General features: G+C 63.1%; 13 protein-coding genes and 2 pseudogenes. 4 read left to right on the forward strand and 11 right to left on the reverse strand.

What is annotated here, in order from left to right:
• Positions 1–11 precede the first annotated feature (11 nt).
• The 6 genes and pseudogenes from AC1DYK_RS20315 to AC1DYK_RS20340 form a co-directional block, all read right to left on the reverse strand.
• Complete coding sequence (locus AC1DYK_RS20315; RefSeq protein WP_478167933.1) at positions 12–188, reverse strand: hypothetical protein; 177 nt, start codon at positions 186–188, stop codon at positions 12–14.
• A 381-nt stretch (positions 189–569) separates the two neighbouring features.
• Positions 570–779 (reverse strand): hypothetical protein, encoded by a 210-nt coding sequence (locus AC1DYK_RS20320; protein ID WP_478167934.1) that lies wholly within the window; start codon positions 777–779, stop codon positions 570–572.
• A 172-nt stretch (positions 780–951) separates the two neighbouring features.
• A complete protein-coding gene (locus AC1DYK_RS20325; RefSeq protein ID WP_478167935.1) occupies positions 952–1,266 on the reverse strand; it encodes a hypothetical protein in 315 nt (104 codons plus the stop codon).
• 127 nt (positions 1,267–1,393) lie between these two features.
• On the reverse strand, positions 1,394–1,609 hold the full coding sequence (locus tag AC1DYK_RS20330; protein ID WP_478167936.1) for a hypothetical protein: 216 nt from the start codon (positions 1,607–1,609) through the stop codon (positions 1,394–1,396).
• 40 nt (positions 1,610–1,649) lie between these two features.
• Positions 1,650–1,925, reverse strand: a complete 276-nt coding sequence (locus AC1DYK_RS20335) for a hypothetical protein (RefSeq protein WP_478167937.1) — start codon at positions 1,923–1,925, stop codon at positions 1,650–1,652.
• Between the two features lie 362 nt (positions 1,926–2,287).
• Positions 2,288–2,479: pseudogene (locus AC1DYK_RS20340) on the reverse strand (VIT1/CCC1 transporter family protein); the annotation flags it as partial.
• A gap of 244 nt (positions 2,480–2,723) precedes the next feature.
• On the opposite strand from AC1DYK_RS20340, the gene AC1DYK_RS20345 reads away from it, so the two are divergent.
• The 3 genes and pseudogenes from AC1DYK_RS20345 to AC1DYK_RS20355 all read left to right on the forward strand — a co-directional run.
• Entirely contained in the window at positions 2,724–3,407 is a 684-nt protein-coding gene (locus AC1DYK_RS20345) for an SOS response-associated peptidase (RefSeq protein ID WP_478167938.1), read from the forward strand.
• Between the two features lie 23 nt (positions 3,408–3,430).
• A complete protein-coding gene (locus AC1DYK_RS20350) occupies positions 3,431–3,718 on the forward strand; it encodes a hypothetical protein (protein ID WP_478167939.1) in 288 nt (95 codons plus the stop codon).
• Positions 3,719–4,262: 544 nt separating this feature from the next.
• Positions 4,263–4,652, forward strand: a pseudogene (locus AC1DYK_RS20355) (CoA transferase); the annotation flags it as partial.
• Here AC1DYK_RS20355 and AC1DYK_RS20360 read toward each other — a convergent pair.
• From AC1DYK_RS20360 to AC1DYK_RS20370, 3 genes are all read right to left on the reverse strand, one after another.
• Positions 4,552–4,824, reverse strand: coding sequence for a DUF1488 family protein (locus AC1DYK_RS20360; protein ID WP_478167940.1), 273 nt, complete (start codon positions 4,822–4,824; stop codon positions 4,552–4,554). The pseudogene AC1DYK_RS20355 and the gene AC1DYK_RS20360 sit on opposite strands and share 101 nt — an antisense overlap.
• Complete coding sequence (locus AC1DYK_RS20365) at positions 4,799–5,065, reverse strand: hypothetical protein (protein ID WP_478167941.1); 267 nt, start codon at positions 5,063–5,065, stop codon at positions 4,799–4,801. The genes AC1DYK_RS20360 and AC1DYK_RS20365 overlap by 26 nt, the downstream gene beginning before the upstream one ends.
• A gap of 116 nt (positions 5,066–5,181) precedes the next feature.
• The gene (locus AC1DYK_RS20370; protein WP_478167942.1) at positions 5,182–5,871 is read right to left on the reverse strand and encodes a Crp/Fnr family transcriptional regulator; all 690 of its coding nucleotides are present in this window, start codon (positions 5,869–5,871) and stop codon (positions 5,182–5,184) included.
• A 134-nt stretch (positions 5,872–6,005) separates the two neighbouring features.
• Between AC1DYK_RS20370 and AC1DYK_RS20375 the strand changes: the two genes are divergently transcribed.
• Positions 6,006–6,191, forward strand: coding sequence for a hypothetical protein (locus tag AC1DYK_RS20375; RefSeq protein WP_478167943.1), 186 nt, complete (start codon positions 6,006–6,008; stop codon positions 6,189–6,191).
• 156 nt (positions 6,192–6,347) lie between these two features.
• Here the strand turns inward: AC1DYK_RS20375 and AC1DYK_RS20380 are convergent, their stop codons facing one another.
• Together AC1DYK_RS20380 and AC1DYK_RS20385 are read right to left on the reverse strand one after the other, a co-directional pair.
• Positions 6,348–6,905, reverse strand: a complete 558-nt coding sequence (locus AC1DYK_RS20380; RefSeq protein WP_478167944.1) for a DUF1003 domain-containing protein — start codon at positions 6,903–6,905, stop codon at positions 6,348–6,350.
• A gap of 674 nt (positions 6,906–7,579) precedes the next feature.
• Positions 7,580–8,296 carry a Crp/Fnr family transcriptional regulator gene (locus tag AC1DYK_RS20385; protein ID WP_478167945.1) on the reverse strand — a complete coding sequence of 239 codons (717 nt, stop codon included), beginning with the start codon at positions 8,294–8,296 and terminating at the stop codon, positions 7,580–7,582.
• Positions 8,297–8,883 lie beyond the last annotated feature (587 nt).

Here is an 8,883-nt window from a genome sequence, read left to right on the forward strand (position 1 = left end):
AGTGTGCGCGCTCAGCGAGGTTCGTTGCTCGGCGCGCGATATGGCCCCATTTGTATATCCGCCTGCGACTTCAAACTGCTCAAGAGCTTCAGCCACTCAGAGACCGCCTTCACCGACATCGCCACCCGCACCGGCGGCACCAGCACGTAGCTGGCCGCGGGCGCGACGCTGGCGCTGTCGGCTGCCACCAGCCTCTACGGCGAACTTGGCAAGCTCTGGTCCTCGGGCGGCGGCGCGCGCGCTAGCAGCGGGCTCAACACCAGCGCGGGGTGAAGGCGGCGCTGGTAGGGCTACGGCGACAGGGCGTCTCGGCGGGAGGCGCTGATCAGTGGTCGTGAGTGCTACCGTGCACGCGGCGGTCGCAAACGGGGCAGGGGCCACAGTAGCCTGTGATGTCTCTGGGCAGCACCCAGCCGCATATCGAGCAGTTGCGCGCGTCGATCCGAACGACTGCCTTCCCGTCCATCCCCCTTATGGCCTGAACGTCAGGAGCAACGCCCGATCGGTCGCATTCGTCGATCAGGTTGGATAGCTTGGGCTGTAAATCTGCCATGCTGCATTGTCCTCGCTCAATCCGGACTGCGCACATGACCCTCAATCTCGTCACGCGCATCCCCAAGCGTCTGGTACGCGCGAATCAGCGCCACTCGAACGACGTCTTGGTGAGTGGCCGCATCAAAGCTCCGATCGCTGCTCAGCGAATTGGCGGACACGGCTGCGGCAACGATCTGCACGGCTTGCGCAAAGCGCGCTTCGTCGATTTTGGATCTTTCGCTCATGGGCACCCTCCGGTAAAGGTTGGTGACATACCCGAAGGGCGGGGTAACTTCGCCATCAGTCGCCGAGACGCGCATCGAAACGACATGCTGATGCGTGACTGTACGCCTGCAGACCTCTGGATTGCCGCCTGCGCGCACCGGCTGGACGCGGGGCCCGCGCTACGATCCGTTCTTAAGCAGGAGTTTTCGACACGGCACTTTCGCTCGTCCCCAATGACACCGGTTGGTTGGTCGCGAAAGGCGTCGGCCAGCACCAAGGACCGCACTCGATCGACTCTACGAAATGGGCGGAAACCTCTTCTTGAAGTTCACGGTGGGCAGTCGAAACCCTGGCGGTGGGGACGATGTTGACGTACAGCTCTCGCTCGACCAAGTGCATCTGCTCATGCTGGGTGCGGCTGAAGGGCTTGTGCGACTTGGCGACGATCGAGGGCGTGCGACGCTCGCGGCTGAGCAGCACCGCGCGGGCATGAAAAAGCCCGTCCAAGCGGGGGATTAGCACCTCCATGCCGAGCGCGCGACACGCCCGCGCCGATGATTCCAGGTGCAAATCAGCATCTGGGCGAATACATCGGGCCCGGCGAGGTAGACCCGCGGACGGGAGGCAAGTGGGTTCACCAGAAGCGCCAGAACGGACGGCGGCGCGCCGGCGCCGGCTCCAGCGGGGCGTTCAATGTCGTGGCCGATCCGAAGCGGCGCCGAACCTCGACTTCGTGAACGTGAGCAGATCCCCGTGCCTCCGAGTGGCCGCGCAGCGCCAGCAAGCGAAGCTGATGGGCTCGGTTGAGCAGCTCTTCATCTTCGAGATTTCCTGGCTCCGTCATGCTCATTCCTCCTGCTCGGTCATGGTGGGGCTCCTGTGGCGTCATGCTATCCGGCGCGCGATTCGCCGTACCAAGTCTGGTGCACGAACTTCCCATGCTCATGCTCGATCCCCGAGAAGCTGATCGTGTCGGAGGCGCAAGCTACCAAGGTCGGTGCCCACAAGATGCCAAACGCTGGCTGCCTCTGGCCCGGGACTGACACGTAGAGCCCGAGGCGGGTCCGCCCCATCTTGTGGTCGAGCACCAGCATGCCGCGCGCCCACTCCTGATCGGCGAACTCCCGATCGCTCAACTTTTTGCCGCCCCGGTAGCGCCGCTTCATCCTGACCCGCATGCTGGATAAGCATACAGTCTTTTGCTATGCATGACGCCATGCCCTGTTGCTTGGTGTCGCGCTTGTCCTGGCGGCACTGGGCATCCTCATAGCTGACCGTCGTGAACCGCTGGAACAAGCGGGATCAACTTCAGCGGCAACCTGATCGGCGTGCGCCATCGCTCCATCGGCTTCGGCCAGGACGTCTTCCACTAGGCCGCGGAGATGATCCGCAACGACAAGAGCGCGCTGACGGGCCACCCCGACCAGGAGCGCATCAGCGCGCTGCGCAAGATCATCGATTCGAGCCTGTCCAGTGCGAGGGCGAAGACCGCCGCCCGCGCCGAGCACTCCAAAATGGATCGCCCGGTCGACATGGCCCCGGCCACCAGCCCCGCGACGCCGGTCACCAGAATGTTGCCGTGGCTCGGACCGGCAGCCGCGACGCCGATTGCGAGACTGGCGGTCGAGACGATGCCATCGTTGGCGCCCAGCACGGCGGCGCGCAGCCAGCCGATGCGGTCAGTGCGGTGACGTTCAGTGTGGCGGCGAAACGATGTCATGGTGCAGTGCTGTCGGTGGGTCGGTCGCAAGCAGGCCCCGACACAGGCGCCAGCACATTCCGGGCGGTAAGTCAGACCGGAGAACACCCATGATGCGGCGCCCGACCCGTCGAACCACGCTAACGCCCGCCAGTCGGTGGTTTGCTCGACGAGGTAGCTGCCGACCTGTGGCGCGACGATCGCCTGCGAGCCATGGCCCCAGCCCGGGCTACCGTCGAGTGGCTGAAGCCGATAGCATCTGAGGATGTGGAACCACTACCAGACGATTAAGGCGCGCGAACGTCTCCAGAGGCAGTTCGACGTCATCCTGCCGCCGAATTGGGTGGCACCGAACGGCGGCCACATCTACAAGCACAACCAAGCTCCGTTCGTCATCAATCCGGCAGGCCCCGACAACGCCGGAGGCCTTGAGCGGGAGTGCCTCATTGGGGAGTTCGGGCTGCTGCCTGCGCGCTCGCGCAAGCGCGATATCAAGCGCGACACGCTGAAGGCCAGGTCGGAAACAGCGGCGGAGGAGTTCTCCTACGCAATCCCCTGGCGGCGCCAGCACTGCGTGATCCCGGCCGACTGTATCTACGAGCCCGACTGGCGAACGGGGAAGGCGATCGAGACCCGCATCGAGCGCGTTGACGGGGATCCGATGGGCCTGGCGGGCTTGTGGGACCGGTGGGTCGACGCCGGCACCGGCGAGGTCGTTTTCAGCTTCACGATCCTCACGATCGACGCGACCACGCACGCGCTGATGAAGAACTTTCACCGCGCCGGCAAGGACAAGCGCATGGTCGTGATCCTGCCGGAGGCGATATACGACTTGTGGCTGGCGGCGCCCGCCGACGAATCGATGGCGTTCATGCAGCAGTACCCCGCCGAGCTGCTGGTGGCCACGCCTGAGCCGCTGCAGCACGCGCCGCAGGCCGGCCTGCTCTAGTCCACAGCAACGAGGAACGCACCATGATCGACGCGCTTGGGTTCATTTACGACGTGGCCAAGGACATCAAAGAACACTTCGCCTGGAAGGATGAAGACAAGCTCGTTGAGATCACATGGCCGCAGTCGTCGGGGTTCGAGAACGAGGCGAAGAAGGCCGGCTACGACATCGGATGGACCCGACTCGACAGGGTTGAGACCAAGAAGCTGGAGGGCTACGACGTTATGTTCGAGTTGGATAAGGCTGCAGGCTGGGTCCTTATACAAGAGGGGGTGACACATGCACGTCAACGCCTGCGAGCCGCTGCTTAAACTTCAGGCAGTCTCGGGGAGATTTCCCGGGGAGATTGACGGGGAATATCAGTAACGCGAGCAATAGCAAAGTCCGGTTGGGCAGTGAGCGTTTCTTTTGCAGCTTCATCGAGAGCCTCTCCCTTGTTCAGCGGTGCGCCGCGCCTCTTCATGGCGCGCCGCGCGATCGGCCAGCCGCGCACTCTCGGCAGCCGTCGCCTTGTAGTCGGAGAGGTCCGCGCGGGCCTCGGCGGCTTCAACTGGAGCCTTGCTCCATTGCACTTCCTTGACTGGCCAGCGCGCCGGTCAGCAGCAGCGCCCACAGCGCCCCGGGCAGCATGTCGAAGGCGGCGAAGAAGGCCTTCATTCGTCGTCTTCCGGCAGGTCGGGCAATGCGAACGGGTCCATCAGACACATCCACATCAGGGGCCAGAAAATGACCAGCATCAGCGGCACTCCGGCGCGGCCACGTCGATGGCCAGAGCGAACCGCGCGACGAGCCGATCACTGCAATCCTTCGCGGGATGACCCCACCGACAGCGCGCAGGAGCTTGACCTCGCAAGCCTCGCGCGCGACCGGCGGCCCTATGAGACCAGCGACGGCCACATCTGCGTGCTGGTCTACAACGACAAGCACTGGCGCAGCTTCTTCGAGGCCATCGGCCAGCCCGAGGTCTTCGCGGGCTCGGAGAGAACACAGTGGAACTCTTGCGCGAGTTTGGCTATGCCGATGAACGAATTCAGGAGTTGCTGTCTGATGCAGCGATACAAGGAGAGGCTACTCGGCTGGAAGGCCTCTGGCCTTCGTGAAGCTGCGAAGCCTGCTGTAGGCGCCGGGATTGCGCCCCGCGGGCCTATTCGATGCCTTTTCCCACTGCCTCGTGCAGGTCGTAGTCGCGCAGCATCACCGGTTCGACGGAGCCGCCCGATACGCGCCTGCGCACAGCTGCATTGAGTTCCTGCGCGTGAAGGTGGTAGGTCGCCAGCGGCTCGTCGTCAATGGCGGTCGACCGATAGCAGTAGTGCAACGTTTCCTTGCCGATGCTCGCACCAACGAATTTGTCATCGATGGCCACCCAGAAATGCACGGCGCCCGAGGCCTCATGAAAGAAGGGAGTGTTCGACATAGGAGGTCCTGGGATGGTTCTCGCGGTCGTCGATCCAGATTGACGCCTTGGTTTCAATGGCATGGATGGCATCGCCGCCGTTGGCAAATTGCCTGCACGAGATGATGTGGCACTGGCATACCTCGTCGAAGTACAGCACTGCCCCGGCGGCCACGGTGCCGTCGTAGGCAACGCTTGTGAGGTGGCTGCGTATCTCCCAGCCTTGATAGGAGGAGCGTGTTGAGTCGTGGTCGTGTTCCATGGTGCCTTGCTTGAACAGGGACTGAGCCCAATGTTCCCTTCTACGCCGGGCACCGCCACTCGTCGGTACGGCAGCGCACAGACACAAGCATCGGCCGCCGGATGCCCCGCATCGGTTCAAAGCAATCCCGCGTAGCTTTTCCTGTCCGCGGCATAGCAGGCGCACGCCGTTGCTTCGAGTCCTGGACGATCGAGCACGTTGAGGGTTCCGCGGTTGTACTCGATCAACCCACTGCGCTGCAGCGAACCGGCGGCCTCGGTGATGCCGACACGGCGCACGCCCAGCATGTAGGCGAGAAACTCATGCGTGACGTGGAAACTGTCGGCATGGGCGCGGTCCTGGCTCATCAGGAGCCAACGCGCGAGGCGCGGGCCGATCTGGTGAAAACGCAGGCAGGCAGCCGACGCGGCCAGCTGCGACATCGAGACCTGGATGTAGCGATCCAGCACTCGCTGCAGTGGCGCGTTGCGTGCCAGTTCGCGCTGGAAGTCGGCAGCAGTGATGCGCCAGGCCGCGCCTGCGCCCTGCACCAGCGCGCGCAAGGGCGCAATCTCCACGCCGAGGGCGAGGTTCGAGCCCAACATCCCTTCGCGACCCACCATGCCCACTTCCAGTCCGGGATGCTCGTCGATCTGCGCAACCAGCGAGATGAAGCCGTCGACGGGAAAGTAGACGTGAAGGGTTGGAGCGCCCGGCTCGTGGATCACTTCGGCCAGGATCAGATGGATCGGTTCGCAGACGTCCAGCAGCCGCCGGCGGTCATTGCGCGGGAGCAGTTCGATGAGGTGGTTCTCGATCGCGGCCAAGAGATGCTCCGTGTGAGTGGTACGAGCCACTCTGCGCGCAAATGTCCGGTGCGACTGTCTGCCAGCGCACAGACTTGAAAGCGACAGCGTTCTATGAATGATGTTTGAACGGCACCAGCCGAAGAAAGGCCGCCATGCAAAACTTCACCAAACCCTTCGTCAATCTTTCCACCGCGAATGCGGAACTCATCACGCGCTTTTCGCAGTTGCAGGAAATGGTCGACCTGGTCAACACCAGCGTACAGAAGTACCTCGAGCTCTCGAGCTGGCACAGAAGACTTTCGGAGGTGCGCCCGCGTCCGAGGCCCAGGCCGACCTGATCCGAAGTCTCACGGAAAACTATTCGACCTTCGCGCGAGAACACGCCGAAGCCCTCATGGGGATGGCCGCTGAAGCACAGGCCCAGATGTCTCAGCAGGTGGCGGACGCTTCGAAGATGGTGAACCCGACAGGTTCCCGCTAAGGCTTGTCGCAAGCTACGGCGACAGCGTCTTCTTCTCGATCAACCCCGTCAATAGCGCGAGTTGCTGCTTCTGGATCTCCAGCAACTCTTCCCATTGCCGCTCGCGCAATTGATCGATCTTGTCGTGCAGCAGCATGATCTCCAGTTCGGCCTTGAGGTTGACTTCGTAGTCGTGCTCTGCATGGATCCGGTCCTTTTCGGATTGCCGGTTCTGCGACATCAGGATGATTGGCGCCTGCACCGCCGCCAGCATCGAAAGAAACAGGTTGAGCAAGATGAACGGGTAGGGGTCGAAGGTCGTGCTGCGGGTTGCCAGGAGCAAGGCATTGAGCGCGACCCACAGCAGCATGGTCGCGCCGAAGAGCCCGACGAAGGTCCAGGAGCCGCCGAAGGAAGCGACCGCGTCTGCCGCGCGTTGGCCGAATGACTGTCCGCCATCAGCATCTTGCGCGACATTGCGCGAAACATGCGTTCGCTCAGCGACGTGTCGCGCGATGCGCTTCGTTCGCTCGTCGAGGGCGTCGTAGCGCGAACCCAGCAGCTTGGTTGCGATTTCTTCCGGTCGATGCATGTCTCCGCCTCCTGTTCGTCGGGTCGGAGTCCAAGACGCCTACGCCGACTGGGGCGTCCTCATCTGCTCCTGTGCCGTGCGCAGTAGACACCATTCCGACACGCACGCGTCGAAGAGAGCGATGTTCTGTGCGACTTCCGCTCGCAGCCATTGCCTGGCGCCTTCCTGCGCGTTGATGTCGGCCGCGAACCATGCTGCCCGCGCGTCGTCGCACGCGGCGCCGAGGCACCCCAGACCTGGGCGAAGATCGACAGGGTTTCATCTGCAGGAAGATCCGCCCAGATGATTCCCAACCCCGAGAGCGCATCTCGACGCTCGCTCAGGTCGACGTCGCTGCGGAAGTGGCCGTTGTCTTCCGCGATGGTGGCGCTCAGCCCGCCGGCCAGGACCGTCCAATTCCCCGAGTGTTCCGTCCACTTTGATTCCCGGACCGATCGATCAGGAGTCGACTCCGAGGCGGCCGCGTAGAACGCCGGGAGCTTGCCGCCACAACCAGCGCAGAATTTGGCCTCGTCGCGATTGACGGTGCGACAGAGCCTGCATACCACCACAGGCTGGTCGCAGGTCGGGCTTTGGCATGAAATCCTTACGCCCTTTTGTAAGGCGGCGCCGGGGCGCTGTCTGTACGGCAACGCACATCGCGCCCGATGCGCGACCCACGCCGCTTTCCCCGTCTAGATGGCGGTCTTGCGCGGAAGGAGCCTGTCGTACTCCTTCTTGACCACTGCATAGCACTCGCAGGAGCGCCGCTCCAGCCCTTGCCGATCCAACACGGAGATGTGGCCACGCGCATAGCTGATCAGACCGACCTTCTGAAGCTTGAGTGCCCCTTCGGTGACGCCTTCGCGGCGCACACCGAGCATGTTGGCGATCAGTTCCTGCGTCATCACGAGTTCATTCCCCTGCAGCCGGTCCAGGCTCAGTAGCAGCCAGCGGCACAGTTGCTGATCCAGCGAGTGGTGCCGGTTGCAGACCGCCGTTTGCGCCATCTGCGTGATCAACGCCTGGGTGTAGCGCAACAGCAGGTGAAGGACGGGCGCCCGGTTGAACTCCTCCTTGATCACCTGTGCCTTGAGCCGGAAGCCATGGCCGGCGCTTTGCACGACCGCACGGCTGGGGGTGGACTCTCCGCCCATGAACAGCGAGATGCCAACGATGCCTTCGTTGCCGACCACGGCGATCTCCGCCGAAGCTCCGTTCTCCATGACGTACAACAAGGAGACGATGGCGGTTGTCGGAAAGTACACGTGGCTCAACGTGGTGCCCGACTCATACAGCACCTGACCCAGCGGCATCTCGACCGCCTCCAGCTGAGGCAGCCAGCGCTGCCATTCGGCATCGGGCAATGCGCCGAGCAGGCAGTTTCCTCTCGGTTCGGGCTGAAGGGCCATCGTTTCCTCCGCATATTGGCTTTGAGGATGACCTGGGGCATGCTCGTGTGCACACCCCTCTTGCCATTGTAGGCACTTGAACCGAAAACCATGTCCGCTATCGCACAAACGGGCCGTTCGGTGGCGCACAGACAAGAATCTTGCATCGGCTCATGCTGCAATTTGACAGTCATCCGGCGCTGGTAGAGGTTGCTTCGGCGCCCTCCCGTCATGGGAGGTTCCTCGATGCCGGGACTGTCCCCAATTCCTTTGACGCAGGCACGAGGCCATCCGGGAAACCGAATCCGGAGCATAGCGACGCTGCCGCTGCGAGTCGTCAGTGCAGCCAGCGGACATCCGGCTTATCAGCCACGCGCTGCCTCGCGCAAGGCCATGCATCGCCGATGCGGGTGTCGACCGCGTGCGCAGTCCGGGCGAAGCGGCGGGCTCCAGGCCGAACATGACCTGCCCCCTCCCAGCCGTACCAGCGTAGTGGCAGCGAAGTCCGTCAACTTGGAGAATGACGGACATGAGAAAGAGCAGATACACCGAGGAGCAGATCATCGGTTTCATCAAGCAGGCCGAGTCCGGCTTGCCGATCAAGGATC

It is taken from the genome of Variovorax sp. P2_H12 (assembly GCF_056403395.1).

Excerpts from the sequence above, each read along its gene's own strand:
- AC1DYK_RS20320 (WP_478167934.1), bottom strand. The coding sequence starts at position 779 with ATGAGCGAAAGATCCAAAATCGACGAAGCGCGCTTTGCGCAAGCCGTG.
- AC1DYK_RS20330 (WP_478167936.1), bottom strand. The coding sequence starts at position 1,609 with ATGAGCATGACGGAGCCAGGAAATCTCGAAGATGAAGAGCTGCTCAAC.
- AC1DYK_RS20335 (WP_478167937.1), bottom strand. The coding sequence starts at position 1,925 with ATGAAGCGGCGCTACCGGGGCGGCAAAAAGTTGAGCGATCGGGAGTTC.
- AC1DYK_RS20345 (WP_478167938.1), top strand. The coding sequence starts at position 2,724 with ATGTGGAACCACTACCAGACGATTAAGGCGCGCGAACGTCTCCAGAGG.
- AC1DYK_RS20350 (WP_478167939.1), top strand. The coding sequence starts at position 3,431 with ATGATCGACGCGCTTGGGTTCATTTACGACGTGGCCAAGGACATCAAA.
- AC1DYK_RS20360 (WP_478167940.1), bottom strand. The coding sequence starts at position 4,824 with ATGTCGAACACTCCCTTCTTTCATGAGGCCTCGGGCGCCGTGCATTTC.
- AC1DYK_RS20365 (WP_478167941.1), bottom strand. The coding sequence starts at position 5,065 with ATGGAACACGACCACGACTCAACACGCTCCTCCTATCAAGGCTGGGAG.
- AC1DYK_RS20375 (WP_478167943.1), top strand. The coding sequence starts at position 6,006 with ATGCAAAACTTCACCAAACCCTTCGTCAATCTTTCCACCGCGAATGCG.
- AC1DYK_RS20380 (WP_478167944.1), bottom strand. The coding sequence starts at position 6,905 with ATGCATCGACCGGAAGAAATCGCAACCAAGCTGCTGGGTTCGCGCTAC.
- AC1DYK_RS20385 (WP_478167945.1), bottom strand. The coding sequence starts at position 8,296 with ATGGCCCTTCAGCCCGAACCGAGAGGAAACTGCCTGCTCGGCGCATTG.